Raw genomic sequence first — 26,998 nt, 5'->3', positions numbered from 1 at the left:
CGCGCCAATGCCGCAGGGAGCCCTCATGACCAAAAGCAACGCCCGCACCGGAGGCCAGATCCTGATCGACCAGCTGGTCGCGCAAGGGGTGGAGCGCGTCACCTGCGTGCCGGGCGAGAGCTATCTGGCGGCGCTCGACGCGTTGCACGACAGCCCGATCGACGTCGTGATCTGCCGTGCCGAGGGCGGTGCTGCGATGATGGCGGAGGCCTATGGCAAGCTCACCGGGCGTCCCGGCATCTGCTTCGTGACCCGCGGCCCGGGTTCGACCAATGCCGCCCACGGCGTGCACATTGCGATGCAGGATTCCACCCCGATGATCCTGTTCGTCGGTCAGGTCGACACCGGCATGCGTGAGCGCGAGGCGTTCCAGGAGCTCGACTACAAGGCGGTGTTCGGCACCATGGCGAAATGGGCGGTCGAGATCGATCGTCCGGATCGCATTCCGGAGCTGGTCGCGCGCGCCTTCCGCGTCGCGCTGCAGGGCCGCCCCGGTCCGGTGGTGATCTCGCTGCCGGAGAACATGCTGACCGAGACCGCAGCGGTCGCCGACGCGCCGAAGGTCGAGCCTGCGCAGAGCTGGCCGGCGCCGTCGGATCTCGAACGCCTCGGTGCCATGCTCGCCGGCGCGAAGGCGCCGATCGTGGTGCTCGGCGGCTCGGCCTGGACTGCAGAGGCGGCCAAGCGCATTGCGCGCTTTGCCGAGCGCTTCGACCTGCCGGTCGCGACCTCGTTCCGCCGCGCCTCGCTGTTCGACGCCGACCATTCGCATTATGCCGGCGATCTCGGCATCGGCCCGAGCCCGAAGCTGAAGGATCGCTTCACGGGCGCCGACGTCATTCTCCTGATCGGCGGACGCATGTCGGAGATGCCGTCGTCGTCCTACACGCTGCTCGACATTCCGGTGCCGAGCCAGAAGCTCATTCACGTCCATCCGGGCTCCGAAGAGCTCGGCCGCGTCTACCAGCCGGCGCTGGCGATCCAGGCGACGCCTGCGGCCTTCGCCGCCGCGGTGGAGAGCATGAAACCCGCAGCCGCGCCCGCCTGGAAGGGCGAGGCGGCCAAGGCGCACGCGGATTATCTGGCCTGGACCGACAAGCCGCGCGAGCTGCCGGGCCATTTCCAGTACGGCGAGGTTGTGACCTGGCTGCGCGATCGGCTGCCGAAGGATGCGATCGTCTGCAACGGCGCCGGCAACTACGCCGGCTGGATCCATCGCCACCATCGCTTCCACGCGTTTGCCGCGCAACTGGCGCCAACCTCGGGCTCGATGGGCTACGGCGTGCCGGCGGCCGTGATGGCCAAGCGGCAGCATCCGGATCGCGTCGTCGTCGCGTTCGCCGGCGACGGCTGCTTCCTGATGAACGGGCAGGAGTTCGCCACCGCCGTGCAGTATGACGCGCCGCTGATCGTCGTCGTCATCGACAACGCGCAATACGGCACCATCCGCATGCATCAGGAGCGCGACTATCCCGGCCGCGTCGTCGGCACCCAGCTCAAGAACCCGGACTTCGCGCTCTACGCCAAGGCATTCGGCGGCCATGGCGAGCGGGTCGAGCGCACCGAAGACTTCGCGCCGGCGTTCGAGCGGGCGCTGGCCTCCGGCAAGCCGGCAATCCTGCACTGCCTGGTCGATCAGCGCGCGCTGTCGGTCGGCAAGGATTTTGTGCCGCAAGCATGATCCGGAAAAGTGCGAAGCGGTTTTCCCCGCGACAAACGCGTAGTGTTTGCGCGAAGATCATTCTTGAACAAGAGGCGAAGCGCTGATGCCTGAGTCCGCCGGCCGTCACATTGCGATCATCGGCGCCGGCGCGGTCGGCGTGATCAGCGCCATCGAGGCATTGCGCGCGGGCCATCGAGTCACGCTGATCGATCCGGGCGAGCCCGGCGGCACCCAGGCCGCGAGCTATGGCAATGCGGGCTGGCTGTCGTCGCATTCGGTGATCCCGCCGGCCGAGCCCGGCACCTGGAAGAAGGTGCCTGGCTATCTGATGGACCCGCTCGGACCGCTTGCGATCCGCTGGTCGTATCTGCCGGAGGCGTTGCCGTGGCTGATCAAGTATCTGCTGTCGAGCCGCACCGAGGCGCAGGTCGAGGCCACCGCGCGGGCGATGCGCGATCTGCTCAAGGACGCGCCGCTGCTGCACAAGCAGCTTGCGGAGGAGGCCGGCGTGCCCGAACTGATCGAGCGGCGCGGAGTGATGCACGTGTTTCCCTCACGCGCGCCGTTCGACCGCGACCTCGGCTGGCGCATCCGCAAGCGCGTCGGCATCGAATGGCTTGAGCTCGATGAAGACGAAATGCGTCAGCGCGAGCCCGATCTGCATCCGCGCTACAAGTTCGGCGTCGTGGTCGAGGAGGCCGGCCGCTGCCGCGATCCCGGTGCCTACGTCGCAGCGCTCGCTGCGCACGCGATCGCGAGCGGCGCGGAGCGCATCGCCGCCAAGGCGACAGGTCTCAAGCTTGCGGGCGACCGGTTGGTCGCCGTGGTCACCGCGCGTGGCGAGATCGCCTGCGACGCCGCGGTGGTCGCCGCCGGTGCGCGCTCGAAGCAGCTGACCGCATCGATCGGCGATCCGCTGCCGCTCGAGACCGAGCGCGGCTACCACGTCATGATCGAGCATCCGGAGTCCGGACCACGCAATTCGATGATGGCCTCGGACGCCAAGATGGTGGTCAACTGGACCGACAAGGGCCTGCGCGCCGCCGGCACCGTGGAGATTGCGGGGCTCGACGCCGCGCCGAACTGGAAGCGCGCCGAGATCTTGCGCCAGCATCTCCTGAGCATGTTCCCGAAACTGCCGCGGGACATTCCACCATCACGGATCAAGACCTGGTTCGGCCATCGCCCGAGCATGCCCGACGGTCGGCCCTGCATCGGCCATAGCCGCGCCTCGCGCGACGTGGTCTATGCGTTCGGCCACGGCCATGTCGGCCTGGTCGGCTCGGCCCGCACCGGCCGGCTGGTCGCGCAACTGCTCAGCGGCAAGGCGCCGGAGATCCCGCTTGCGCCGTTCGCGCCGTCACGCTTTTTGTAGGAATGAAACCTCAGCTCTCGCCGGCCCAGGCCGCGATCGCGGCCGGCGCGATCACGCGTCTCGGCGTGTGTGGATTGATCGTTCCGGCGCTGACGTCTTGAGTTTGCGCAAGCAGGGTGCGCGCAAACGCCTTGGCATCCTGCTCGGTCGTGAAGGTGCGGGTCTGGCGCGCGAAGCGGTGGTGTCCGGCGTCAGGGTTGCTCACGGCGAACGAGACGTACCAGATGGCCTTGTCCGTCTTCATCGCGCGTCTCAGGCTACGGTGGTTCGCCCGCGCGATCGGGACGTGGTGCTGGATGTTCGATGTGCAAAAAGTGCCAAGGGAAGAATCCTGAAATACAACAGATGACGGCTAATTGGCTCTTCGGCGGACAGGAACGCTACAGGATCGGCGCTGATACCGATACGGGCGGCATATTACCTCTCAACCGATGGGTGAAATGTCAATGCGCCGCAGCGGTGTTGGTTCCTGCGATGCAATGGCAAGCGTTGGGACGGCGCGCTCGGGTCACCCGAGGGGCCCGCCGGATCCAGGATCGTAGAATTGTAGGATGAGTTTCGCTTCGCTCTACCCATCCTACGAGACGCGGGTCCTTGGTTCAGATCGTTCGGCTTTTCAGAATTTAACTTGACGCCGCACCCAACTCAGATGTTCAATGCGCCCGTCTCACCCGGCACGAGGGGCGCTTCGCGGTCGTCACGAACGCGGGTCGAGATGCGGTGGACGCGAATTGCGCAACTGACGAGTGCGCATGAGGCGGACGGTGAAGTCGTGTGGTCCTGACGCCCTAGCGGCAGGTGTCCTTTCGCAAGACGCAAAAGCGTTTTGCGAAGGCGGTGACAAGCAAGCCCAGTCTCGCCGGGGAGAGCACGAAGTAAGCCGTAACCCATCGCGCAGGGAAAGCCGGATTGCTCCGGTTACACCTGTGGTCCTACCCCCCGAGCTTATCTCCATTGCTCGGGGCCCATGGGTGCGATCGGCACCCGGCTTTCCCTGCGCCCTCTGTTCGCAGAGCGGCAAAACGAAGAGCAAGACTCGGACAATCATGTCGCGAGAATGCGGATATGTGACTCACAGACCGTGCAAAAATTTCGGTGTCGTCCCGGCCTTGAGCCCGGACCCATAACCACGAATGCGAATTGGATTGCAGAGTTGTGGCCACAGCTCATCCCAACAACACAACGCTGTGGTTATGGGTCCCTGCTTTCGCAGGGACGACAGCGAAGACGGGGCGATAGCGGAGCCTCTCTCACTTTCCGATCCGCACCACCATCTTGCCCAGCGCCGCGCGGGTCTGCATCGTCGTGAACGCCGCGCGGAAATCGTCAAGCTCGAACACCTTGCCGACAACCGGCGTCAGTCGGCCGTCGTTCAGCCATGCCGACAATTGCGTCATCACGCGCGCCTGCGCCTCCGGCTCGCGGCGCGCGATCTGAGCGGCGTCGACGCCGATCAGGAGGCCGCCCTTCAACAGCGGCAGGTTGAACGGCAGAGCGGGGATCTGGCCTGCCGCAAAGCCGACCACGACATGGCGGCCGTTCCAGGCGATCGAGCGGAACGCCTGCAGCGAGACCTCGCCGCCGACCGGATCGAAGATCACATCGGGTCCATGGCCGCCGGTTGCGTCCTTCAGCGCGTCGCGCCAATCGGGCTTCGTATAGTCGACGACAGCGTCGGCACCGAAGCTCGCGGCGAAGCTGCGCTTCTCATCGGTCGAGGCCGCGGCAACGACGCGCGCGCCGAGCAGCTTGCCGACCTGGATCGCGGCGATGCCGGTACCACCGGCGGCACCGAGCACGAGCAGCTGCTCGCCTGCCTTGAGCGAGCCGCGCTCGCTGAGCGCGTACAATGCGGTGAGGTAATTGGTGCGAAAGGCCGCGGCGGCCTCCATCGACAGACCGTCGGGCATCACTTCGACGGCGGCCGGCGGCACCACGATGGACTCGGCCAGCGCCCCCGAGCGCGCCGCGCCCATCACCCGCATGCCCGGCGTGATGCCGGCAACGTCGCCCGCGACCTCGTCGACCACGCCGGCGAATTCCGCACCAGGCGTAAAGGGCAGGGCATCCTTGGTCTGGTAGCGGCCCTCGACCTTCAGCCCATCGACGAAGCCGATGCTCGCGGCGTGGACCCGGACGCGGATCTGTCCCGGGCCGGGTTCGGGCGTGGCGATCTCCTTCAGTCCGATCTGATCGATGGGTGCGTATTGCTCGACGACGACCGCCTTCATGCTGTCCTGCTCGTTGGTTCGTTTCCTCTGGAGCCTTTTCCGTTCCGATTGAATCGGAACGGGGCTCCGGATTCTTGTGTTGATGCGTTTTCTTCCCGCGAACCGGTACCCACTTCGCTCGAAAACGCTCTTGGCGAACCTATCCCATGTCCGTTGTTCTACGGGGAGACCTTTTGCGCATGCAGCGGCGGCGTCCCATGCGGAAAGCCAACATCTTCAACGACATCACGAAAAGGCAGCCGTTTACCCGTTGTTATCCCTACCAAATTCGGTAACGCGTCCTTAATGGCATTAACGTTAGGGTTTTTCCACGCGGCCCGCCTTGGGCTGCGCGCCGTCCAGGACAGGCGGGTTGCGTTCGCGTTGGAGTTTTTCATGGATATCATGACAGGCGCCGGGCTGTTGGCCGGCATCATCGTCATCGCGGTGATGATGTTCATGGGCGGCGACCTGCACATGTTCATTTCCGAACATGCCATGATCATCATCTTCGGCGGCTCGATCGCGGCGACGATGATCCGCTTTCCGCTCGGCGTGATGTTGCACGGGCTGCCGCTCGGCGCCAAGTTTGCCTTCACCATGAGCCGTCTCTCGGCCCGCGACCTCGTCGACGAGCTGGCCCGCATCGCCGAGATCGCCCGCAAGCAGGGCCCGGTCGGCCTGGAAAAGGTCGAGACCGACGAGCCGTTCCTTGCCAAGGGCATCCGCTACGTCGCCGACGGCTACGACCTCGAATTCATCCGCGACAACATGGAGCGCGACCGCGACAATTTCCTGATGCACCTCGACGAGGGCAGCAAGATCTATCGCGCGATCGGCGACTGCGCCCCGGCTTTCGGCATGATCGGCACGCTGATCGGCATGGTGCAGATGTTCGCCAACATGACCGACCCCTCCAAGCTCGGCCCGTTCATGGCGACGGCGTTGCTCGCGACGCTGTACGGCGCGCTGGTGGCCAACCTGTTTTGCCTTCCGATCGCCGACAAGCTGCACGGCAAGCTGCTCGACGAGGAGACCAACCGCACGCTGATCATCGACGGCATCCTGATGATCCGCGATTCCAAGAGCCCGGCGCTGGTGCGCGAGATGCTGCTGGCCTATCTGCCGGAGAAGCATCGCCACGAGGAAGGCGAGCCGGTTCCGGCTTGACCGGCCGGCGCTTTCGGGAAACGCAGCGATGGCCAAAAAGAAGCGCGGCGACGCCCATACCGGAGGTCACGGCTGGTTCGTGACCTTCGCCGACCTGATGGGCCTGATGATGAGCTTCTTCGTGATGCTCGTCGCGTTCTCCACCATGGACAACAACAAGCTGAAGATCGTCGCGGGTTCGATGCGCGACGCCTTCGGCGTGCAGACCAATGTGCGCTACTCAGGGATCGTCGAGTCCGACGGCCTGCCGACGCGGCCGAAGCTGAAGAATGTCGAGCACATCTCGCCGGAGGAATCCTCCGCCAATCCGACGCCGGACGAGAAGGAGCGCAGCCAGATCAACGGCGCGCGGCTGAAGATCGACCGCGAATTCGCGCTCGCCTCGGCCTCGCTGCGCCAGGCGCTGCAGGACATGCCGGAGCTGACCGAGATCTCCAAGAACATCATGTTCGAGGAGACCAAGGAGGGGCTCAACCTCGAGATCGTCGACCAGGACGGCCGCTCGATGTTCGCCGACGGCTCCAGGGAGCCGTATGAGCGCACCCGCCGGCTGATCCAGAAGCTCGCCGCGCCGCTGAAGGCGACGCCGCTGCGGATCGCGATCGTGGGGCATACAGCCGCAGGCTTCGTGCCGGCGCGCAGCGATTACGACGCCTTCGACCTGTCCGCGGACCGCGCCAATGCGGTGCGCCAGATCCTGGAGCGGGAAGGGCTGCCGCCGTCCCACATCTTCGCGGTTTCCGGCAAGGCCGACGGCCAGCCGCTGTTTCCAGACGACCCGACGCTGCCGGCGAACCGTCGCGTGACCATCACGTTGATGCGGGAAAATCCGCCACTGCCGCCGGATCTGAAGCCGTAGCTCCGGGTTACCCTGCTACCGCCGTCGGCCGGGTTGCTCGGTTGACAGGCGGGGCGGAAGCGTCGATAGCCGCGCGGGTCAAAATCAACCGATCGAGCGTTCCAACCTCGCCATGGCTGTCAGCGTCTCATCAACCGAAGCCCAGGAAACTCAAGGAACAGGTCAGGGCAAAGGCCAAGGTACCTCCGGCTTCTGGGCCCTGACGCTGGGCAGCATCGGCGTGGTGTTCGGCGATATCGGAACCTCGCCGCTCTACGCATTCCGCGAGGCGGTCGGCGGCGCCGCGCACGGCCAGCCGGTCACCCGCATCATGGTGCTGGGTGTGCTCAGCCTGATCCTGTGGGCGCTGTTCACCGTCGTCACCGCCAAATACGTCCTGCTGCTGCTGCGTGCCGATAATAACGGCGAGGGCGGCACGCTGTCGCTGATGGCGCTCGGCCAGCGCGCGATCGGACGGCGCAGCTGGCCGCTGCTCGCGCTCGGCGTGGTCGGCGCCTCGATGTTCATCGGCGATTCCATGATCACGCCGGCGATCTCGGTGCTGTCGGCGGTCGAAGGCCTCAAGCTCGCCACGCCGCATCTCGAGCACTATGTGGTGCCGCTGACGATCCTGATTCTCGTGCTGCTGTTCTCGGTGCAGCGCACCGGCACCGCGCGCGTCGCCTCCGCCTTCGGGCCGGTGATGGTGGTGTGGTTCGCCTCGCTCGCGGTGATGGGGCTGGTCCACATCATGGACGATCCGTCGGTGCTGGCGGCGATCAATCCCTATTACGCGATCCAGTTCCTGCTGACCCACGGCACCGTCGGCCTGGTGACCTTGGGCGCGGTGTTCCTCGCGGTGACCGGTGGCGAGGCGCTGTATGCCGATCTCGGGCATTTCGGCCGCAAGCCGATCCAGTCCGGCTGGCTGTTCTTCGTGCTGCCGTCGCTGCTGCTGAACTATTTCGGGCAGGGCGCGCTGGTGCTGTCCGATCCCGCCGCGATCGAGAACTCGTTCTATCGCATGGTGCCCGACGTGTTGCTGCTGCCGCTGATCGGGCTCGCCACCGCTGCGACCGTGATCGCAAGCCAGGCCGTGATCACCGGCGCCTATTCGCTGATCAGCCAGGCGGTGCAGCTCGGGCTCTTGCCGCGCTTCGAGGTCCGCTATACCTCGGAGACCCATGCCGGGCAGATCTATCTGCCGCGGGTCAACCGGATGCTGCTGATCGGCGTGTTGTTGCTGGTGCTGCTGTTCCGCACCTCGAGCGGGCTCGCCTCGGCCTACGGCATCGCCGTCTCCACCACCATGGTCGCTGACGGCATCATGGGCTTCATCGTGATCTGGAAGCTGTGGAATTGGCGCGTGGCGTCGGCAGCCGCATTGATCTTGCCGTTCGTGATCGTCGACATGACCTTCTTCAGCGCCAATCTCCTGAAGCTGTTCGAGGGCGCGTGGGTGCCGCTGCTGTTCGGCGTCGTGATGGCGACGATGATCTGGACCTGGCGTCGCGGCGCCGCGATTCTCATCGCCAAGACCCGCCGCATCGAGGTGCCGCTGCGCGACCTGATCCACAGCCTGGAGAAGCGGCCGCCGCATATCGTCAAGGGCACCGCGGTGTTCCTGACCAGCGATCCCAGCTTCGTGCCGACCGCGCTCTTGCACAATCTCAAGCACAACAAGGTGCTACACGAGCACAATGTGATCCTGACCATCGAGACTGCACCGACGCCGCGCGTCGACCTGTCGGAGCGCGTCACCATGGAGAAGGTCAGCGACAAGTTCACCGCGGTGCGGCTGCGCTTCGGCTATATGGAATCGCCGAACGTGCCGAAGGCGCTCGCGATCGCGCGCAAGCTCGGCTGGCAGTTCGACATCATGTCGACCTCGTTCTTCGTGTCGCGTCGGTCGCTGAAGCCGTCCGCCCAGTCCGGGATGCCGCAGTGGCAGGACCACCTGTTCATCGCGATGAGCCGGTCTGCCAACGATGCCACCGACTATTTCCAGATTCCGACCGGCAGGGTCGTTGAAGTGGGTACCCAGGTAACTATTTGAGCTGACAGCGAATTCCGGCGTTGAAAAGCCTTGATCTATGCGTGGTACGCATGGTGGAGGCCTAAATCCGTGCTAACCTATGCATTCCTGCCGGGAGTATAGGCCTGCAACCCGGCATTGTGCAGTGCGGCAGAAGACAGAGGCGCAGCTTCCCATGTCATCCGAGAGTGCGATCACCGCGGCGGAAACGCCCGCGGCAAACGGCCATGGCGAGGCGCATTCAACCGCCACCTTCAAGGCGCTGATGCTCGGCAGCATCGGCGTCGTCTATGGCGACATCGGCACCAGCCCGCTGTACGCGCTGCGCGAAGCCGTCGTTGCGGCTGCCGGCGGCGAGGGCGCCGTGACGGCGCATGCGGTGCTCGGCGTGCTCAGCCTGATCCTGTGGGCGCTGATTGTGGTCGTCACCCTCAAATATGTCGTGATCCTGCTGCGTGCCGACAACAATGGCGAGGGCGGAACGCTGGCGCTGATGGCGCTGGCGCAGCGCGCGGCCACCAAGGGCGCCGCTGCGATCGTGCTGCTCGGCATCATCAGCGGCGCGCTGTTCTACGGCGATGCCGTCATCACGCCGGCGCTGTCGGTGCTGTCGGCGATCGAAGGCATCAAGCTCGTCACCTCCACATTCGATCCCTATGTCGTCCCGCTCACGGTGGTGATCCTGGTCGCCCTGTTCGCGGTGCAGTCGCGCGGCACCGCGCGCGTTGCGGCGTTCTTCGGCCCGGTGATGTGCGTGTGGTTCGCCGTGATCGCGATCGCGGCGCTGCCGCAGATCGTGCGGCATCCCGAAGTGCTGTACGCGTTCAACCCGATCCTGGCGGTGTCGTTCATGCTGCATCACGGTGTGATCGGCTTCATCACCCTCGGTGCCGTCTTCCTCGCGGTGACCGGCGCGGAGGCGCTCTATGCCGACCTCGGCCATTTCGGCAAACGCCCGATCCAGACCGCGTGGCTGTTCATCGTGCTGCCGTCGCTGGCGCTGAATTATCTCGGGCAGGGCGCGCTTCTCATCGGCGATCCCAAGGGCATCGAGAACCCGTTCTTCCTGATGTTCCCGGACTGGGCGCTGATTCCGATGGTCGCGCTTGCGACCATGGCGACCGTGATCGCGAGCCAGGCCGTCATCACCGGCGCCTACTCGCTGACCCGACAGGCGATCCAGCTCGGCCTGATGCCACGGTTCGAGATCCGCCACACCTCGGAAGCGCATTCCGGCCAGATCTACATGCCGCGCATCAACCGCTTCCTGTTCATCGCGGTGATCGTGCTGGTGCTGATGTTCCGCTCGTCGAGCGCGCTGGCGTCGGCCTACGGCATCTCCGTGACCGGCACCATGGTGGTGACGGCGATGATGGGCTTTGTGGTGATCTGGAAGGTCTGGCGCTGGTCGCCGATCGCCGCCGCGGCGCTGGTCGCGCCGTTCCTGTTCCTGGACATCACGTTCCTGGCCGCCAACCTGCTCAAGGTGTTCGAGGGCGGCTGGGTGCCGCTTGCGCTCGGCGGGGCCATGATTGTGGTGATGTACACCTGGCGGCGCGGCAGCCGGCTGTTGTTCGAGAAGTCGCGCAAGCTGGAATTCCCGCTCGCCGATCTCGTCGCGATGCTGGAGAAGCGGCCGCCGCAGCGGGTCTCCGGGACAGCGGTGTTCCTGACCAGCGATCCCATCAGCGCGCCGACCGCGCTGATGCACAGCCTCAAGCACTACAAGGTGCTGCACGAAAAGAATGTCATCCTCACTATCGAAACTGCGCCGACGCCGCGTATCGATCCGTCCGAGCGGGTGCGGATGGAGCAGCTGACCGAGACTTTCTCCAAGGTGACGCTGAAGTTCGGTTTCATGGAGCAGCCGAACGTGCCGAAGACGCTGGCGATCGCCCGCAAGCTCGGCTGGCAGTTCGACATCATGTCGACCTCGTTCTTCCTGTCCCGCCGTGCGCTGAAGCCGGCGGCGCATTCGGGCATGCCGAGCTGGCAGGACCATCTGTTCATCGCGCTGAGCCGCTCCTCGAACGATGCCACCGACTATTTCCAGATCCCGACCGGGCGGGTGGTCGAGGTCGGCACCCAAGTCACGATCTAGGGTCAACGATCCGGCGTTTCCGCACGGCATCTAACCCGTTTCGGGCGCTTGATTTTCTCCGCGCGAGAGGCGACTTTGCGGCCCGGACCGGCGAGCCGCGCGACGCTCGCCCAAGCTGATGTCGGGAGGATATTTCCGTGGCGGACCACAAGGTGGAAGATTTGTTTCCGGACGAGGTGTCGAAGGGCATAGCGGAAGGCCGCTATCTCCTGGTCGATGTCCGTGAGCCCAATGAGGTCACTGTTGAGGCCTATCCCGACGGCGTCGTAGTGCCGCTGTCGACGTTTGACCCGGCCGCGATACCTGATCCGCAGGGCAAGCAGGTGGTGTTCGCCTGCCGCTCCGGCAAGCGCTCGGTGACGGCCTCGCTGGCCGCCCAGGCCGCGGGCCTGCCCTATGACAAGCATTTGGCGGGCGGCATCATCGGCTGGAAGGCGGCGGGACTGCCGACCAAGACGGGCGGCTGATCCCTGACATGACCTCCATGAACAAGGTCTTCGCGGACCTTCCCGTCACGATCTTCGAGGCGATGTCGCAGGCTGCGCGCGACAACAACGCCATCAATCTCGGCCAAGGCTTTCCCGACGATCCCGGCCCGGAGGACATCCGCCGCGCCGCCGCGGACGCGTCCATCAACGGCTACAACCAGTATCCGTCGATGATGGGCATTCCGGAGCTGCGTCAGGCGATCGCATCGCATTACGGCCACTGGCACGGGCTCAAGCTCGATCCGATGACCGAGGTGATGGTCACCTCCGGCGGCACCGAGGCGCTGACCTCCTCGATTCTCGCAGTGGTCGAGCCGGGCGACGAGGTGGTGTGCTTCCAGCCGGTCTACGATTCCTATCTGCCGATCATCCGCCAGGCCGGCGGCATTCCGCGGCTGTTGCGGCTCGAGCCGCCGGAGTGGCGGCTGAACGAGGAGATGCTGCGCAGCGTCTTCAACCACAAGACCAAGGCGGTGCTGTTCAACAATCCGCTCAACCCGGCGGCGGTGGTCTATCCGCGCGAGGACCTCGAACTGCTGGCGCGGTACTGCCAGGAGTTCGACGTGGTCGCGATCTGCGACGAGGTCTGGGAGCACGTCGTGTTCGACGGCCGCGAGCACATCCCGCTGATCACGATCCCGGGCATGCGTGACCGCACCATCAAGGTCGGCAGCGCGGGCAAGATCTTCTCGCTGACCGGATGGAAGATCGGCTTCGTCTGCGCTGCGCCGCCGCTGCTGCGCGTCGCCGCCAAGGTGCACCAGTTCCTCACCTTCACAACGGCGCCCAATCTGCAGGCGGCGGTGGCGTACGGCCTCAACAAGCCGGACGACTACTTCCTCGACATGCGCAAGGACATGGCGCGGAGCCGCGACCGCCTGACCAAGGGGTTGGAGAGCATCGGCTTTCCGGTGCTGAAGTCGCAGGGGACCTACTTCCTCACGGTCGACCTGTCGCCGCTCGGGCTCAATGAGACCGATGCGGAGTTCTGCTGGCGAATTGTGCAGGATTACAAGGTCGCGGCTATTCCAGTGTCGGCGTTCTACGAGCAGGATGCGGTGACGTCGGTCGTCCGCTTCTGCTTTGCCAAGAGGGACTCGACGCTCGACACCGCGCTGGAGCGATTGTCCGACGCAGTACATCGTCGCAAGAGGTAGACCAGAATGCAGAAGCAGAGCCGTCGTCTCGCCAGCCTCGCAGGCATGATCGCCACGGTTCTGTTGTTCGCTGTCTCTGCGAGTGCGGAGGAGCGCACGGTCAACTTCTACAACTGGTCGAACTACATGGCACCGGGAGTCCTTGAGGACTTCACCAAGGAAACCGGCGTCAAGGTCGTCTACGACACGTTCGACGCCAACGAGACGCTGGAGACGCGGCTGCTCGCGGGCAAGTCGGGCTACGACGTCGTGGTGCCGACCGGCTATTTCCTGCAGCGCCAGATCACCGCGAAGGTGTTCCTGAAGCTCGACAAGTCGAAACTGCCGAACCTCGCCAATGCGTGGCCCGTGGTGACGGGTCAGCTCGCGACCTACGATCCCGGCAATAATTTCGGCGCCAACTACATGTGGGGCACCACGGGCATCGGCTACAACGTCAAGGTGGCGGAGAAGATCCTCGGGCCCGATGCGAAGATCGACAGCTGGGACATGGTGTTCAAGCCGGAGAACCTCGCCAAGTTCAAGGATTGCGGCATTCACATGCTGGATTCCGCCGACGACATCCTGCCGGCGGCGCTGAGCTATCTCGGCCTAGATCCGAACTCGACCAAGCAGGCTGACCTCGAGAAAGCCGCCGATCTCGTCATCAAGATCCGGCCCTATGTGCGCAAATTCCACTCGTCCGAATATCTCAGTGCGCTGGCCTCGGGTGAGATCTGCTTCGTGGTCGGATGGTCGGGCGACATCATGCAGGCGCGCAGCCGCGCCGCGGAAGCCAAGACCGGCGTCGAGATCGGCTACACGATCCCGAAGGAGGGCGCGCAGATGTTCTTCGACAATCTCGCGATTCCGGCGGACGCGAAGAATGTCGCGGAAGCCTATGAGCTGATCAACTACCTCTACCGTCCCGACGTCGCGGCGAAGAATTCGAACTTCCTGTCCTACGCCAACGGCAATCTGGCGAGCCAGAAGCTGATCGATCCGAAGATCTTCAACGACAAGAACATCTATCCCGACGAGGCGATGCAGAAGAAGCTGTTCGTGATCACGGCGCGCGATCCGGCGACCCAGCGGATCATCAACCGGCTGTGGACGCGGGTGAAGACCGGGCGCTAAGGCTGCATGTGGGCACGGCGGACGTTCGGCTATTGCCTGTGACGAGCTAAGATATTTCGGGCGCTCACAAGATAAATCGAGCAGTCACAACAGCTGATTGGACACCTGTGCGGCGCGTCCGATAGCCCTCGATACTCCTTGAGATTGCCGCAGAGGCCAGGATGCCCCGTCAGCCGATTCATTTGGTTCGTGATGATCTCGAGTTCATTGCGGGGCGGGCGCTGGAGACACCCATACGATCCTGCGCCGCGTTGGACGCAGTGACTGGGCGAACAATCCTCATCAAAGACGAGACCATTCAACATGGCGGCTCGTTCAAGTTTCGAGGAGCAATCCTTGGGACGAGGAACGCCGAGCGAGGAGTTGTCGCCGCAGGATCAGGAAACTTTCCGATTGCGGTTGGCCTGGCCGCCCAGGTGCTGGACAAGCCCGCCTGTTTGGTCATGCCCGCGGACGTAGCGGCCTTCAAGAGGGAGCAGGCCCGAGAAACCAGAGCTGAGATAAAAATCGTCGAGCGGTCGGAGTTGGTCGATTGCGCTCGAATGGAGGCCCATCGACGCGGTTGGCGTAACCTGCACGCTTTCGAAGACGTCGAGATGATTGCTGGAAGCTTCACGGTGGGTTCGGAGATCGCAGCTGCCATTCAGGCAAGTGGCCCAGCCTCTGATGCCGTGATTGTTGCCTGCGGCGGCGGCGGGCTGGCCGCAGGCGTTGCCCTTGCTTTGCGCTCCCGGTCTATTCCGGCCGCAATCTATGTTGCAGAACCGGAGACCCACCAGCGCTACGCGCGTGCTCGCGAGATTGGCATTCCGATCCGGATTGATCCTCCTGGAGATACGGTATGCGATGCCTTGCGCTCCCGCCAGATCGGAGTGAGGGCCTTCGAAATTCTGCAATGGTCGAATGTTCAGGTGTGCGCCGTCAGCGATGAGCTTGTGCAATACGCTGCCCGGTTGCTTCTTGGGACCTGCGGCATCCGGGTCGAGCCCAGCGGCGCCTTGGCGATGGCGGCAGTCTTGGCAGGCGTCGTCGACAGCGAGCGATCGCGTGTATGGGTCATCGCTTGCGGAGGGAACGTACCGTCGCTCGATCGCGAAGGTCTGTGATGCCAATGGCGGCGTCGGACCGTTATCGCCAGCGTCGGTGCAGCCAGAGCCACTGATCCGGATATTCGCGGACCCAGCCCTCGACGATGTCGGTGATCGCCTGCATCGTGCCCTGGATATCGATCTGGCCGGAAGCGTCGAACACCGGTTTCACTTCCTCGGTGACCTCGCCGCGGAAGCGGCCGTCGGGCAGGCGGATGATCCGGGTACCGTGGATCGGGCACTCGATCTGCCGGCGCAGGCGCGCCAAGAGCGGGTTAGCAGTGGTCTTGCGGCCGAAGAAAGTGACGGGAACGCCGTTGGTCAAATACTGGTCGACCAGCATCGCGACGTGCTGGCCGTTCTTCAGCGCCTGCGCCAACTTCAGCGGCGCGTCGCGGCCTGCCGGCACCAGCGTGCCCAGGTTGACCGCGCGGATGCGTTCGATGGCGCGATCGGCGGCTTCGATGTTCGGCCGCCGGAACAGAATAGTAGCATCGAGCCCATGTGCCGCCGCGGCAATCGGAGAGAGCTCCCAGTTGCCGAGATGTGCGGCAAAGAACAAGGCCGGCTTGCCGTCGTCCCGCAACTGGTCGAACAGCTGCTTGCTGCGCGCCGAGAACTCGACGCGGCCCGGTTTGTCGGGATTCTGGGGATCGTGGTCCCAGATGCGGTCGATGTGCGCGAATTCAGCGCCGATGCGTCCGAGGTTGTGCCAGACGCCGGTCAGGATCTCTTCGATCTCCTGCGGTGACTTCTCCGGGAAGGCGGCCGTCAGATTCTCGCGGCCGATGCGGTCCTCGCGCAGCCGGCGGCCGATGAAATGCGCGGCGCGGCCGAAGAACCGTGCGGTCTTCTCCGGATCGAAATAGCGCGTGGTGCGCAGCAGGCCGATGGTCAGCCCGCCGATCGCGGCATCGGTCACAGGCTTTGCGGCATCACGCAGATGCGCGCGGGCGCGAAGGAGCAGGCGTTTCATCTGATGCGGCGAGGGCGCTAGGCCGGCTCGCGCGTCAGGATCAGCGAAGCGTTCTGCCCGCCGAACCCGAACGAGTTCGACATCACGGCGGTCACCTTGGCGTCGCGCGCCTTGTTGCCGACCACGTCGAACGGGATCGCGGGATCGGGCACCTCGTAGTTGATCGTCGGCGGAATCCGCTGATGCTCGAGCGTGAGCAGCGAGAAGATCGCCTCGACCGCGCCGGCTGCCGAGATGGTGTGGCCTACCATCGACTTGTTCGACGACACCGGAATGTTCTTGGTGTGCTCGCCGAACACGGCTGAGGTCGCAAGATACTCCATCTTGTCGTTTTCCGGCGTCGAGGTGCCGTGCGCGTTGATGTGATCGATCTGCTCGGGCTCCATGCCGGCGTCGGCCAGCGTCTTGCGCACGCAGCCGATCGCCGGCTTGCCGTCCGGGGCAGAGCGGGTGCGATGGAAGGAGTCGGTCAGCTCGCCGCAGCCGGCGACGACGCCCAGGATGCGCGCGCCGCGCGCCATCGCCGCGTCGTAGCTTTCCAGCACCAGCGCGCCGGCGCCTTCGGCCATCACGAAACCGTCGCGGTTCTTCGAGAACGGCTTCGAGGCGCCCTGCGGCGGATCGTTCTGGGTCGAGAGTGCGGAGAGCAGCGAGAAGCGCACCATGGCTTCGGGATTGACCGAGCCGTCGGTCGCGACGCACAGCGTTGCATCGGTTTCGCCGCGGCGGATCGCCTCGACGCCGAGCTGGATCGCAGTCGCACCGGACGCACAGGCGGTCGAGAGCGAGATCGGCGACCCCTTGGTGCCGAAGGTCTCGGCGAGGTTGAGCGCGACCGAACCGAAGGTGAAGCGCCGGTGGAAGTGCGCGAACTTGCCGCCGCTGCAGGTCGCCAGATAGTCGATGATGCCAAAGTCCTTGGTCGGAACCTCGCGGGCCACTTCGAGCCGCTGCGGCCACTCGGTCTCGATCGGTGCGACCGCGAGAAACAGCGGGCCGGGGAAGTCGCCCTTGCTGCCGATGCCGGACTGCTCCAGCGCCTCTTCGGTCGCAATCTCCGCCAGACGCTGCGACAGGCTGGTCGAGGAGAACGGATCGACGGTGACGAAATCGACGGCGCCGGCCATCGTCGTCTTCAGGCTGTCGAGCGGGAAGCGCGTCACGGTCTTGATACCGGACTCGCCCGCGCTGAGGCGCTTCCAATTGTCGGTCTTGCCGCCGCCGAGCGACGTCACGATTCCCATGCCGGTCACGACGACGATCGGTCGGCCGAATTTATCGCGTGGTGCTGTCATGGTGTCCCCGTCGGTGCTAGCGCCGAATTACTTGACGGCCTCGACCAGTGCCATTCCTTCGCCCTGCCAGTGGCCGACCCCCAATACGACAATCTGGGTTGGCGCCCCGGTCTTTTCAACCTCCAGCCCGGTCGGGTCGTTGGCTGGATAGAGCGCGCCGCGGGAAATCGACAGCGCAGCCAGCGCGAGGCCGAGCGGGAACTGCGCCTCCATGGTGTGTCCGAAGGTCGTTCCGGTGGCGCGCACGGCAAGGCCGGGATGCTGCCCGAGGAATTCGCGCTCCTCAGCGGTCGCGGGCTCGGCGCCGGTCGCGCCCGTGATCAGCATGGCGTTCTCGTTGCTGACCCCGAGTTGCGGCCACAGCGTCTGCAGCGACTTGGTCACTGCGCCGGGCTGCTTGCGCTTGGCAAGATCGGCGACGACCTTGGTCAGCTTGGCGTACGGCTTGGCGCCGCGCGCCTCGGCGTGCTCGCGCGATTCCATCACCAGGAAGGCGCCGGCAGAGCCGATGGCGAAGCCCGGGTTGTTCCGGCGGGCCCAGACCGACGCGTATTGATCCTTGAGGGCGAAGTCGCCGAACGAATAGAGCATCAAGAGGTCGCCGCGATCGCCGTTATGGGCCGCGCCGACCAGCGCGATGTCGCTCTGTCCGGCCCCGATGCGTGCGACGGCGATCCGCGCGGCATCGATGCTCGAGGCTTCCTCGCCCATGAAGGTGCGCGACGTCCCGCACACGCCGTGAACGATCGCGATGTTGCCGGCGAGCAGGTTGGAGAGCTGCGCCAGGAACAGCGTCGGGCGCAGCTCGTTCATCAGCTTTTCGTTGAGGACGGCAGGCGGCAGCTTGCCCTGCGCATCGGCGTTCATGATCGCGAGGTCGACATTGAGATCACGCTCGCCGCCACCGGCTGCGATGATCATGTCCATCCGCGACAGGATTTCCTGATTGCCTTTGACGCCGGCGGAATCAAGCGCGAGCCCGGCCGCGTAGGTGCCGATCCGCTGCCACGTCTCCATCTGACGCTGATCGCCCTTCTTGGGGATCTGCGCGTCGAAGCTGACGGGGGCGATCGGATGGATCACGTAGGGCGCGAGACGCTTCTCATCGGCATTGACGCGCCTTTCGCCGAGCGCCTCCCAATGCGCATCCAGCCCCTCGCCGAGCGAGGAGAGCAGGCCGACGCCGGTGATCCAGACTTCCTTCTCAGCCATTACTCATTGCCTGCAGCGGAAACCCGATCTTGTTGGCGAGCGCATCCATATGCACACGCAAGTCCGGGCTGGGGAAGGGGATATGGCGGAAGGTCAGCTCGGCGTTGCACTTGAGCTCCTTGCCGACGCGGACCTTCGCCGAGGTCACGGTGAAGCCTGAACCTTCGTGTTCGATCCTGGCTTCGATCGTCAGCGTCGAGGCGGGGCTGACGAAGCCACGCATCTTGGCTTCCTTGACCATGGCGAGGAAAGGCATGCGCTCGAACTTGGTCAGACCGAGGATCAGCCAGCCCGAGCTCTGGGCCATTGCTTCGGTGAGCAGCACGCCGGGCATGATCGGGTAGCCCGGGAAGTGCCCCGCGAACACCGAATGGCTGTCCGGCGGGACATCCGCCTCGACGACAATGGTCTTTGCGTCGAGGTTGAGGTCGACGATCCGATCGATCAGCTGAAAAGTTTCAAGCTGCATGACGGGCGATTACGAGGCCGAGCCCGTGCCCGCGTTCTTGGCCGCAACCAACTCGTCGATGCGGTCGGCGAGATTCTGCAACACGAAGTACTGCTCCGTCGTGGCCTTGCCGTCGTTGACCTCCTGGGTCCACTTCTCAAGCGGCATCTTGATCCCGAAGGCCTTGTCGATGGCGAAGGCGATGTCGAGGAAGTCGAGGCTGTCGATCCCCAGATCGTCGATCGCGTGGCTCTCCGGCTTGATCGTATCGCGCGGGATGTCGCAGGTCTCCGCGATAATGTTGGCGATCTGCTCGAATGTGGAGGACATCATTAAGCCTTTGATATATTGACGGTAATTCCGGGTCGGCTCGGAGGAGGCGGGCGCGGTGCCCCGGATTGCCTGATTGCTGCTGCCGGAGTCGTGTGCCCGTATATCGGAGCAGGGCCGTTAGTTCAATGGAGCTTGGCCGGCCTGGCGAGGACGGTTTTTGGGTACGGTTCCGGCCCGCCTAGCTGCGCGGCATCACCGTAATCTTCGCGCAATCCCGGCGTCCCATCAGCACGCAATCCTGGGTCTTGCGCAAATCGGCGATGCTCATGGCGAGCCAGATACCGATCGCGGTGAGCGCTACGGTGAAGGCGAAGGCAGCGATGTTGGCAAGCATGCGCTGGCGGAAATCGTCCGGCTCCTCGCGCGGCTTCTCGTAGCGGGAGAGGTCGTTCGCGACGGAAACGGGAGCGACGGAGGCCGGGCGGGTCGATCGGACCGGCTCCTCGCGCTTGCCGGGCGGCTGCGCCGAGGTGCGCGGCCGGAATTTGAGCACCACGTGCTCGTCATCCGAGGAAATTGGCCGCTGCGTCTTCACTGTTGTCAGTCCGGTCGCGTCGCCGCTCATGTTTAGCATGTTCGCTGCGCTTCACACCTAAAATCTTGATGCGCGCAGAGGTGGTATTTATCCTTCGATGGTCTCGTGGAACCGACTGTAGTCGATCCGCAGTCGGCCGTCGTCGGTCGCCTTCAGGATCTCGGCATAGCGATGGCCGAAGCGGATGTCGGAATGTTCGTACGATTTTCGCGCATGCACAGTTTGCGCTGCAACGTCGTCAAGGCCCGACACGAAGAGGCCGATCCCGGCATTGACGGCGTTAAGCTCCGCGGCGTCGAGGCCGTAGAGCGGGCTGTCCTGGTCGATCACATGAAACAGGGTCCAGCTCAGCGCCAGCGCCGGGCTCTCGCTGCGCAGGAGCGGCAGTTCGTAGAACCGGCGGTAAGGCATGCCTTCCTTGCTGACGCCGTTCTTGAACAGCCACAGCCGCGCGGTGGCGTTGGCGATGATGTTGTGCCGCTCGTTGGCCAGGCGGATCATCAACGTGAGCTGGCCCTCATGGTCCGAGATCACGGGATTGTCGGCGAACAGCAGCCGCGCGCTCGGCCGCGAAAATCGGGCGAAGATCAGCCCGGTCATCAGCGACATCGAGAAGATGCCGGTGAAGAGCTCGATGGTGGCGATGAAGTGCCCGTAGTGCGTCTGCGGGTGCATGTCGCCATAGCCCGCGGTCGAAAGTGTCTCGATGCTGAAATAGAGGTAGTCGACGTATTGGCCGTCAGGCACGTTGGCGATTGGATGATCGCCGAGCCAATACAACAAGGCGAAGACGGCGTTGAAGCTGATGAACACCAATGCTGCACCGCCAATAAACGCGGGCCAGGATGCCGTCATGCAGCGATGGCTGATGTCTGCCCAGAAACTGAGCTCCAACCCCTCGGTCACGACCTCGCGGTTGCCGAGACGGATCGTGCGCGCCTTCACGCGGTCGCTTGCTCTCAATGCCATTCGGCCGAACCGGCTCTTCCGCCTGCCTGCGTCACCATGTCATAATGGAACCCATTCCGGAGTGCCGGTCAAACGGGAGTACAAATCATGGCCCATACGCGCGAGCCTTACGTCAAACCGGTCCCGATCCTGTCGTTGCGGCCGACCCAGATGACGGTCGGCATGCATGAGGTGAAGGAGAAGCGGAAGCGCTGGCGCGAGCACAAGTCGGACAAGAAGCGCGCCGAGTTGCTTGGCAAGCACATGATACCGGTCGTCCATGGTCCCGATGATCGCTACTACGTGGTCGATCACCATCATATGGCGCGGGCGCTGCACGAGGAGGGCGTCAAGGACATCCTGGTCACGGTGATCGGCGATCTCACGATGGTCGAGCGTGACGTGTTCTGGGGCGTGATGGACAACAAGCGCTGGGTCTATCCCTACAACTCCAAGGGCGAGCGCTGCCACTTCAAGGACATTCCGAAGTCGATCAAGGATCTCAAGGACGATCCATTCCGCAGTCTGGCCGGCGAGATGCGCCGGGCCGGCGGCTTCGCCAAGGACACGACGCCGTTCAGCGAATTCCTGTGGGCCGATTTCCTGCGCCGCCACATCCCGCGCAAGACGGTGGAGAACAATTTCGCCAAGGCGCTAGAGAAGGGGCTGGCGCTGGGTCGCAGCGGGGGAGCGGTCTATCTGCCCGGCTGGTGCGGACCGGCATCCGACGACTGACCCGGTACGGCCTCCGGTTCGGCTGGATCTACCTTGCCGCCGAGCACGTGGTGCAGCCACCGCTCGGTCCGCTTGCCGAAGGTCAGCAGCAGGAATGCCAGCAAGAGCGCGGTGAGCACGATCGGCCAATGTCCGGCGCCGCAGACGATCCCGACGCATGCGGCGAAGAACGCGCATGCGGCGCTCGTCAGACCGTGGACGTGAAAACGGTCGCCCCGCCGGACGATCACGCCAGCGCCGAGAAAGCCGATCCCGGTCAACACGCCCTGGATCACGCGGCTGACCGCATCGGTGAATTTCCCGGGGTCGACCCCATGCAAGGCCAGCAGCACGACGGTCGCCGTCGAGAGGCTGACGAGGCCGAGCGTCTTCAGGCCGATCGGCTTGCCGCGCAGGTCGCGGTCGAGCCCGATCGCGCCGCCGGCAAGCGTGGCCGCACCGAGGCGCAGGATGATCTCGCTCCAGTCCGCCAAGGCGCCCTCTATTTCGGTTGCCGGCCGAGCATGTAGAATTCGCTGTTCGGCCGCATGCCGGTGACGTTCGCGAGCCGGTTGGAGAGCGCGAAGAACGCCGCGACCGCGGCGATGTCCCAGACGTCGTCGTCGCTGAAGCCGTGGGTCGCGAGCGCGGCGAAGTCCGTCTCCGAGACCTCCTCTGCCGCGCGGCTGACCTTCATCGCGAAGTCGAGCATCGCGCGCTGCCGCGGCGTGATGTCGGCCTTGCGGTAGTTGACCGCGATCTGGTCGGCGATCTCGGGGTTCTTGGCGCGGATGCGCAGGATCGCACCGTGGGCGATCACGCAATACTGGCACTGGTTGGCGGCGCTGGTCGCCACCACGATCATCTCGCGCTCGGCCTTTGAGAGGCCGGAGTCCTTCTCCATCAGCGCGTCGTGATAGGCAAAGAAGGCGCGAAACTCGTCGGGGCGATAGGCCAGCGTGAGGAAAACGTTCGGCACGAAGCCGGACTTCTCCTGCACCGCCAGGATGCGGCTGCGGATGTCCTCGGGGAGCTTGTCGAGAGCGGGCGTCGGGAAGCGTTTTGCGGTCGGCTGCGTCATGAGATGGTTCCGGCGTGCCGCGGGGACGCGGCGTCACGCGAAACCATAATGGATGACGGCTTGGGCGCAAGGCGCATGGGCGCCCTGCCATGATGACGTCAGCGCAGCGGCTTCTTCAGGAGCGAGAAGCGGTCCGGATCGAGGCCCAGTGACGGCTGCAGCATCGGCGCCTCGGCGGGCGCCATGGTGCGCGCCGGCGGCGGCGCGTTGAAGCTGGCATCGCCGCTCGGCGAATCGCGATGCGAGGTGGCGCCGCGCCAGCGCTCAAGCACGGCGCTGACGAAGTGCATGTCGTGGCCGGCGGTGACCGACGGCACCGTTGCGATGGTGGCTTCGCCGCGCGGCAGCTGGTGCGGCGGCACCTCCTTGAAGCGCAGCCGGGTCGGCAGCGCCACGCCTTCGCCGAACGCCAGCACTTCGCGGGTGCCGAGCGAAGGCACGAACGACAGCAGATTGGCGGCGGCATCCGACACCGCGGAGCGCAGCAGCGCCTGGTCGCGGTCGTTGGCGAGACGCATCGTGAACAGCGTGTTGCACTGGGAGATGATGGTGGCGTCGAGCTCGGCCGGACGCTGGGTGATCAGGCCGAGATAGACGCCGTATTTGCGGCCTTCCTTGGCGATCCGCGACACCGCCTTGCGGGTCGGCCCGAAGCCGATGTTGCGGTCCGCGGAGGCGTAGCGGTGCGCTTCCTCGCAGACGAACAGCATCGGCGAGACGCCGTCGCTCCACAGCCCGAAATCGAACGCCATGCGGCACAGCACCGACACCACGGAATCGACGACTTCGGCCGGGAAGCCCGCGAGCTGCATGATGGTCATCGGCTTGCCGTTGGCGGGCAGGCGAAACAGATGGCTGATCACCTCGGCCATGGTATCGCCGCCGACATTGGCATTGTCGAACATGAAGGCGTAGCGCGGATCGTTGCGCACCGCGTCGATGCGCGAGATCAGCTTGTGATAGATGATGCGCGAGGAGCGGTTCTCGAGCTTGCCCATGCGCTCGTCGATCAGCGAGATCAGGTCGACGAGGCGATAGGGCACCGGCGTATCGACGGTGTAGCCGACCTGCTTGGGGTCGACCCGCTTCAGCCCGAGACCGACCCTGTCGGAGTTCTGGTACTGGGTGTAGATGCCCTTCGCCATCGGGATCACTTCGGCGAGGATATCGAGCTCTTCGGGCACGCCAGGCCGGCCGCCGAACAGCACGTCGACGATCTCTTCGAAGTTGAACAGCCAGAACGGCAGCTTCAGGTTTCGCGGGTTGAGCACTTGCGCGCGCTCGCCGAAGCAGCGACCGTATTCGTTGTGCACGTCGAGCAGGAAGATGCGCAGGTTCGGCCGCGACTTCAGGATCTCGTTGAGCAGCAGCGACACGCCGGTGGATTTGCCGACGCCGGTCGAGCCGAGCACCGCGAAGTGCTTGGACAGCATTTCCTCGACGTCGACATAGGCGATAACCGAACGATCCTGCTGCAGCGTGCCGACATTGATCTGGTCTGAGCCGCTCGGCGCATAGACCGTGCGCAGCTCCTGGTTCGTGATCAAATCGGTGCTGTCGCCGATGGTCGGATAGTGCGTGACGCCGCGCTGGAATTTCGGGCGGTCGCCGCCGAGGATTTCGCCGAGCAGGTCGACTGAAGCGGTCGCCATGTATTCGTCGGACGCCGCCAGGTTCTCGCACGACACTTCGGTGATCATGGCGACGATGACCGAGCTCGCGCAGCGGATACTGACGAACCGGCCGACGGTCGCGCGCATTTCTGACAGCTGCATCTGGCCGCCAGCCAGCAGCCCGACCCGGGCCTGCGAGCCACGCACAGAGATCACACGTCCAAAGGATGTCACAGTTCCAGCCTGGCTCGTTGGCAAAATCTAAATGTCCGGACCAATATGCGCGCCCGGGTTTGGAAAAACCGTTAAATCGCCGGGGTTGCACATCGGCTAAATCTACACCTTCCCGGTGACGATTTGTTTCTATCGTGCCGCGAGATTGCGCGTCGTCGCGTGCATCGGCGGCGAAATCGTCGCTTTTCGGCACAGCCGGGCTCGTTTCGTTGTTTTTCCGTTAAGGCGGGATTCACCATCTCCGCGGAGGGCATCGGCGGCTCCGTAGGTTTACGGGAGTTTCGGCGCGATGTGTTACGTTCTGTCTCCAGGTATCGTGTAACCGATTGCTAACTGCGAGTTGTAACGACCTTTCCATCAGTGCTGCGTAACGATGCCGCGCTCGGGAGAGATCAGCGTGCGTATCGAACACCGCAATTCATCGTCAGGAAATGCCGACGCCGGCACGACCAAGGGGCTGGCGTTCTGTGCCGGCATGCTGGTCGGCAGCCTGCTTGGAAGCGTGACCGCGCAATGGAGCGAGCGCGAAGGCTTGCTGATGGCGGCCTTTGCGATCATGGCCGTGATCGTCTTCCTGCTGCTGAAGCGGCATGAAATCTCCGACGCGCGGCTCGCCACCGAACGTCGCAATCTCACGACCGCGGTGGACAATATTCCGCAGGGGCTCGTGCTTTACGATGCGTCGGCGCGCATCATCATCTGCAACCACCCTTACATCGAGATGTTCGGGCTCTCACCCGATGTCGCGAAGCCCGGCTGCACCATGCAGCGGCTGATCGCGCACCGGCAGGAGACCGGCTCGTTCGACGGCGACGTCGACGCGTTCTGCGATGCCATCATCCGCAACGTGAAGCTTGGCAAGGCGACGCGTCAGTTGACCGAGGCGCCGGGCGGGCGGGCGATCGAGATCGTCAACAAGCCGCTGCCGGAAGGCGGATGGGTAGCGACCATCGAGGACGTCACCGAGCGGACGCGCACCGAGAACAAGATCGCGCACATGGCGCACTATGATGCGTTGACCGATCTGCCCAACCGCCTGCTGTTCCGTCAGCGCCTCGAGCAGGCGTTGAACGCGATCCGGCCGGACGAGCAGCTCGCGGTGATGTATATCGACATCGATGAGTTCAAGAGCGTCAACGACGCGCTCGGCCATCAGATCGGCGACGAACTGCTGAGGGCAATCGCCGAACGTCTGCGCTCCTGCGTCGGGGAGACCGATATCGCGGCGCGGCTCGGCGGCGACGAGTTTGCGGTGATCCAGACCGCGGTCCGCGATCAGACCGAGACCATGCAGCTGCTGGCCGCGATCTATCAGACCATCCGCCAGCCGATCGATTGCAGCGGGCACCTGATCACGACCGACGCCAGCATCGGCATCGCGGTCGCGCCCGCCGACGGCCTCGACCTCGATCAATTGCTGCGCAACGCCGACCTCGCGCTCTATGGCGCGAAGAGCGATGGCCGCCGCACCTACCGATTCTTCGAAACCGGCATGGATGCGCGCGCCAAGGCGCGGCGCAGCCTCGAACTGGAATTGCGCCAGGCCATCGCCGACAGCAGCTTCGAGCTGCACTATCAGCCGCTGCTGCATCTGGAGGACGGCAAGGTCAGCTGCTGCGAGGCACTGGTGCGCTGGCGGCATCCGGAACGCGGCACCATCTCGCCGGCGGATTTCATCCCGGTCGCCGAGGATACCGGCCTGATCAACGATCTCGGGCACTGGGTGCTCAACACCGCGTGCCGGGAAGCGGTGAACTGGCCGGATCACATCAACGTCGCGGTCAACGTGTCTCCGATTCAGTTCAAGAGCCAGACGCTGGCGCTGAACGTCGCCGCCGCGCTCGCAGCGTCGGGGCTCGCGCCCTCGCGGCTCGAGCTCGAGATCACCGAGGCCGTGCTGATCCGCGACGACGACGCTGCGCTCGATATCCTGCATCAGCTGCGCGAGCTCGGCGTCCGCATCGCGCTCGACGATTTCGGCACTGGCTATTCTTCGCTGAGCTATCTGCAGCGCTTCCCCTTCGACAAGATCAAGATCGACCGCGCCTTCATCAAGGATCTCGCCGGGACCGGCGCGTCGTCCACGATCGTCCAGGCCGTCGTGAACATTGCCGCCGCGAGCGACATGACGACGACTGCGGAGGGCGTCGAGACCGAGCAGCAGCGCAACCTGCTTCGCATCCTCGGCTGCACCGAGATGCAGGGCTATCTGTTCAGCCGGCCGGTGCCGGATGTCGAGATCCGCAAGCTCTTGTCGTCGCATCGCGAGAGGGCCGTCTCGGTGGCCTGACCGCCGGCCGCCTCAATATGTGATCTCAGCCACGGAATGCCGCGCGAGCGCCGGCCATCTTGTTGATACGCAACAAGA

At 64.6% G+C, this 26,998-nt stretch carries 24 protein-coding genes; 12 read left to right on the top strand and 12 right to left on the bottom strand.

Features of this window, described 5'->3' with window-relative positions; all coding sequences use genetic code 11:
• Positions 1–25: 25 nt before the first annotated feature.
• Complete coding sequence (locus CO675_RS13865) at positions 26–1,681, top strand: thiamine pyrophosphate-binding protein (RefSeq protein WP_097672461.1); 1,656 nt, start codon at positions 26–28, stop codon at positions 1,679–1,681.
• Positions 1,682–1,766: 85 nt separating this feature from the next.
• The gene (locus tag CO675_RS13860) at positions 1,767–3,038 is read left to right on the top strand and encodes an NAD(P)/FAD-dependent oxidoreductase (RefSeq protein ID WP_097672460.1); all 1,272 of its coding nucleotides are present in this window, start codon (positions 1,767–1,769) and stop codon (positions 3,036–3,038) included.
• Between the two features lie 10 nt (positions 3,039–3,048).
• Here the strand turns inward: CO675_RS13860 and CO675_RS13855 are convergent, their stop codons facing one another.
• Positions 3,049–3,282, bottom strand: a complete 234-nt coding sequence (locus tag CO675_RS13855) for a hypothetical protein (RefSeq protein WP_097672459.1) — start codon at positions 3,280–3,282, stop codon at positions 3,049–3,051.
• A gap of 1,006 nt (positions 3,283–4,288) precedes the next feature.
• Positions 4,289–5,269 (bottom strand): NADPH:quinone oxidoreductase family protein, encoded by a 981-nt coding sequence (locus CO675_RS13850; RefSeq protein WP_097672458.1) that lies wholly within the window; start codon positions 5,267–5,269, stop codon positions 4,289–4,291.
• Positions 5,270–5,644: 375 nt separating this feature from the next.
• Between CO675_RS13850 and CO675_RS13845 the strand changes: the two genes are divergently transcribed.
• The 8 genes from CO675_RS13845 to CO675_RS13810 all read left to right on the top strand — a co-directional run bounded on the left by CO675_RS13845 (position 5,645) and on the right by CO675_RS13810 (position 15,259).
• Positions 5,645–6,418 (top strand): motility protein A, encoded by a 774-nt coding sequence (locus CO675_RS13845; protein WP_076860523.1) that lies wholly within the window; start codon positions 5,645–5,647, stop codon positions 6,416–6,418.
• 28 nt (positions 6,419–6,446) lie between these two features.
• The gene (locus CO675_RS13840) at positions 6,447–7,277 is read left to right on the top strand and encodes an OmpA/MotB family protein (RefSeq protein WP_097672457.1); all 831 of its coding nucleotides are present in this window, start codon (positions 6,447–6,449) and stop codon (positions 7,275–7,277) included.
• A 112-nt stretch (positions 7,278–7,389) separates the two neighbouring features.
• Complete coding sequence (locus CO675_RS13835; RefSeq protein ID WP_097672456.1) at positions 7,390–9,312, top strand: potassium transporter Kup; 1,923 nt, start codon at positions 7,390–7,392, stop codon at positions 9,310–9,312.
• 154 nt (positions 9,313–9,466) lie between these two features.
• Positions 9,467–11,392 carry a potassium transporter Kup gene (locus CO675_RS13830; RefSeq protein ID WP_097672455.1) on the top strand — a complete coding sequence of 642 codons (1,926 nt, stop codon included), beginning with the start codon at positions 9,467–9,469 and terminating at the stop codon, positions 11,390–11,392.
• A gap of 137 nt (positions 11,393–11,529) precedes the next feature.
• Positions 11,530–11,859, top strand: coding sequence for a rhodanese-like domain-containing protein (locus tag CO675_RS13825; RefSeq protein WP_097672454.1), 330 nt, complete (start codon positions 11,530–11,532; stop codon positions 11,857–11,859).
• Between the two features lie 8 nt (positions 11,860–11,867).
• On the top strand, positions 11,868–13,037 hold the full coding sequence (locus CO675_RS13820) for an aminotransferase (protein WP_198964598.1): 1,170 nt from the start codon (positions 11,868–11,870) through the stop codon (positions 13,035–13,037).
• A gap of 45 nt (positions 13,038–13,082) precedes the next feature.
• Entirely contained in the window at positions 13,083–14,153 is a 1,071-nt protein-coding gene (locus CO675_RS13815; RefSeq protein WP_245452767.1) for a polyamine ABC transporter substrate-binding protein, read from the top strand.
• A 161-nt stretch (positions 14,154–14,314) separates the two neighbouring features.
• Positions 14,315–15,259, top strand: a complete 945-nt coding sequence (locus tag CO675_RS13810; RefSeq protein WP_097672451.1) for a pyridoxal-phosphate dependent enzyme — start codon at positions 14,315–14,317, stop codon at positions 15,257–15,259.
• Positions 15,260–15,281: 22 nt separating this feature from the next.
• On the opposite strand, the gene CO675_RS13805 is transcribed toward CO675_RS13810, so the two are convergent.
• The 7 genes from CO675_RS13805 to CO675_RS13775 all read right to left on the bottom strand — a co-directional run bounded on the left by CO675_RS13805 (position 15,282) and on the right by CO675_RS13775 (position 21,009).
• Positions 15,282–16,217, bottom strand: coding sequence for a lipid A biosynthesis lauroyl acyltransferase (locus CO675_RS13805; protein ID WP_097672450.1), 936 nt, complete (start codon positions 16,215–16,217; stop codon positions 15,282–15,284).
• Positions 16,218–16,234: 17 nt separating this feature from the next.
• On the bottom strand, positions 16,235–17,512 hold the full coding sequence (locus CO675_RS13800) for a beta-ketoacyl-ACP synthase (RefSeq protein WP_097672449.1): 1,278 nt from the start codon (positions 17,510–17,512) through the stop codon (positions 16,235–16,237).
• Positions 17,513–17,539: 27 nt separating this feature from the next.
• A complete protein-coding gene (locus CO675_RS13795; RefSeq protein WP_097672448.1) occupies positions 17,540–18,724 on the bottom strand; it encodes a beta-ketoacyl-ACP synthase in 1,185 nt (394 codons plus the stop codon).
• Positions 18,717–19,193 (bottom strand): 3-hydroxyacyl-ACP dehydratase FabZ family protein, encoded by a 477-nt coding sequence (locus CO675_RS13790; RefSeq protein ID WP_097672447.1) that lies wholly within the window; start codon positions 19,191–19,193, stop codon positions 18,717–18,719. The genes CO675_RS13795 and CO675_RS13790 overlap by 8 nt, the downstream gene beginning before the upstream one ends.
• 9 nt (positions 19,194–19,202) lie before the next feature.
• Complete coding sequence (locus CO675_RS13785; RefSeq protein ID WP_021081038.1) at positions 19,203–19,502, bottom strand: acyl carrier protein; 300 nt, start codon at positions 19,500–19,502, stop codon at positions 19,203–19,205.
• Between the two features lie 181 nt (positions 19,503–19,683).
• On the bottom strand, positions 19,684–20,040 hold the full coding sequence (locus CO675_RS13780) for a hypothetical protein (RefSeq protein ID WP_097672665.1): 357 nt from the start codon (positions 20,038–20,040) through the stop codon (positions 19,684–19,686).
• 87 nt (positions 20,041–20,127) lie between these two features.
• Positions 20,128–21,009 carry an ion channel gene (locus CO675_RS13775; RefSeq protein WP_097672446.1) on the bottom strand — a complete coding sequence of 294 codons (882 nt, stop codon included), beginning with the start codon at positions 21,007–21,009 and terminating at the stop codon, positions 20,128–20,130.
• Positions 21,010–21,096: 87 nt separating this feature from the next.
• On the opposite strand from CO675_RS13775, the gene CO675_RS13770 reads away from it, so the two are divergent.
• Positions 21,097–21,723 carry a ParB-like protein gene (locus CO675_RS13770; RefSeq protein ID WP_097672445.1) on the top strand — a complete coding sequence of 209 codons (627 nt, stop codon included), beginning with the start codon at positions 21,097–21,099 and terminating at the stop codon, positions 21,721–21,723.
• Here the strand turns inward: CO675_RS13770 and CO675_RS13765 are convergent.
• The 3 genes from CO675_RS13765 to CO675_RS13755 all read right to left on the bottom strand — a co-directional run bounded on the left by CO675_RS13765 (position 21,684) and on the right by CO675_RS13755 (position 24,630).
• On the bottom strand, positions 21,684–22,196 hold the full coding sequence (locus CO675_RS13765; RefSeq protein ID WP_097672444.1) for an MgtC/SapB family protein: 513 nt from the start codon (positions 22,194–22,196) through the stop codon (positions 21,684–21,686). The two genes, CO675_RS13770 and CO675_RS13765, sit on opposite strands and share 40 nt — an antisense overlap.
• An 8-nt stretch (positions 22,197–22,204) precedes the next feature.
• Complete coding sequence (locus CO675_RS13760) at positions 22,205–22,783, bottom strand: peroxidase-related enzyme (protein WP_097672443.1); 579 nt, start codon at positions 22,781–22,783, stop codon at positions 22,205–22,207.
• Between the two features lie 98 nt (positions 22,784–22,881).
• The gene (locus tag CO675_RS13755) at positions 22,882–24,630 is read right to left on the bottom strand and encodes an ATP-binding protein (protein WP_097672442.1); all 1,749 of its coding nucleotides are present in this window, start codon (positions 24,628–24,630) and stop codon (positions 22,882–22,884) included.
• A gap of 397 nt (positions 24,631–25,027) precedes the next feature.
• Here CO675_RS13755 and CO675_RS13750 point away from each other — a divergent pair, with 397 nt between their 5' ends.
• Positions 25,028–26,920 carry a putative bifunctional diguanylate cyclase/phosphodiesterase gene (locus tag CO675_RS13750; protein ID WP_502693382.1) on the top strand — a complete coding sequence of 631 codons (1,893 nt, stop codon included), beginning with the start codon at positions 25,028–25,030 and terminating at the stop codon, positions 26,918–26,920.
• Positions 26,921–26,998 lie beyond the last annotated feature (78 nt).

This window comes from Bradyrhizobium sp. C9, assembly GCF_002532045.1.
Classification (GTDB): domain Bacteria; phylum Pseudomonadota; class Alphaproteobacteria; order Rhizobiales; family Xanthobacteraceae; genus Bradyrhizobium.
The sequence above is the reverse complement of the archived record's forward strand: the minus strand, read 5'-3'. Positions and strand labels throughout refer to the sequence as shown.

What these genes read in the sequence shown, in the direction of transcription:
- CO675_RS13830 (WP_097672455.1), top strand. Translation starts at nt 9,467, where the DNA reads ATGTCATCCGAGAGTGCGATCACCGCGGCGGAAACGCCCGCGGCAAAC.
- CO675_RS13860 (WP_097672460.1), top strand. Translation starts at nt 1,767, where the DNA reads ATGCCTGAGTCCGCCGGCCGTCACATTGCGATCATCGGCGCCGGCGCG.
- CO675_RS13865 (WP_097672461.1), top strand. Translation starts at nt 26, where the DNA reads ATGACCAAAAGCAACGCCCGCACCGGAGGCCAGATCCTGATCGACCAG.
- CO675_RS13820 (WP_198964598.1), top strand. Translation starts at nt 11,868, where the DNA reads ATGACCTCCATGAACAAGGTCTTCGCGGACCTTCCCGTCACGATCTTC.
- CO675_RS13835 (WP_097672456.1), top strand. Translation starts at nt 7,390, where the DNA reads ATGGCTGTCAGCGTCTCATCAACCGAAGCCCAGGAAACTCAAGGAACA.
- CO675_RS13785 (WP_021081038.1), bottom strand. Translation starts at nt 19,502, where the DNA reads ATGTCCTCCACATTCGAGCAGATCGCCAACATTATCGCGGAGACCTGC.
- CO675_RS13800 (WP_097672449.1), bottom strand. Translation starts at nt 17,512, where the DNA reads ATGACAGCACCACGCGATAAATTCGGCCGACCGATCGTCGTCGTGACC.
- CO675_RS13790 (WP_097672447.1), bottom strand. Translation starts at nt 19,193, where the DNA reads ATGCAGCTTGAAACTTTTCAGCTGATCGATCGGATCGTCGACCTCAAC.
- CO675_RS13855 (WP_097672459.1), bottom strand. Translation starts at nt 3,282, where the DNA reads ATGAAGACGGACAAGGCCATCTGGTACGTCTCGTTCGCCGTGAGCAAC.
- CO675_RS13850 (WP_097672458.1), bottom strand. Translation starts at nt 5,269, where the DNA reads ATGAAGGCGGTCGTCGTCGAGCAATACGCACCCATCGATCAGATCGGA.
- CO675_RS13805 (WP_097672450.1), bottom strand. Translation starts at nt 16,217, where the DNA reads ATGAAACGCCTGCTCCTTCGCGCCCGCGCGCATCTGCGTGATGCCGCA.
- CO675_RS13815 (WP_245452767.1), top strand. Translation starts at nt 13,083, where the DNA reads ATGATCGCCACGGTTCTGTTGTTCGCTGTCTCTGCGAGTGCGGAGGAG.
- CO675_RS13795 (WP_097672448.1), bottom strand. Translation starts at nt 18,724, where the DNA reads ATGGCTGAGAAGGAAGTCTGGATCACCGGCGTCGGCCTGCTCTCCTCG.
- CO675_RS13840 (WP_097672457.1), top strand. Translation starts at nt 6,447, where the DNA reads ATGGCCAAAAAGAAGCGCGGCGACGCCCATACCGGAGGTCACGGCTGG.
- CO675_RS13775 (WP_097672446.1), bottom strand. Translation starts at nt 21,009, where the DNA reads ATGGCATTGAGAGCAAGCGACCGCGTGAAGGCGCGCACGATCCGTCTC.
- CO675_RS13770 (WP_097672445.1), top strand. Translation starts at nt 21,097, where the DNA reads ATGGCCCATACGCGCGAGCCTTACGTCAAACCGGTCCCGATCCTGTCG.
- CO675_RS13760 (WP_097672443.1), bottom strand. Translation starts at nt 22,783, where the DNA reads ATGACGCAGCCGACCGCAAAACGCTTCCCGACGCCCGCTCTCGACAAG.
- CO675_RS13845 (WP_076860523.1), top strand. Translation starts at nt 5,645, where the DNA reads ATGGATATCATGACAGGCGCCGGGCTGTTGGCCGGCATCATCGTCATC.
- CO675_RS13810 (WP_097672451.1), top strand. Translation starts at nt 14,315, where the DNA reads ATGCCCCGTCAGCCGATTCATTTGGTTCGTGATGATCTCGAGTTCATT.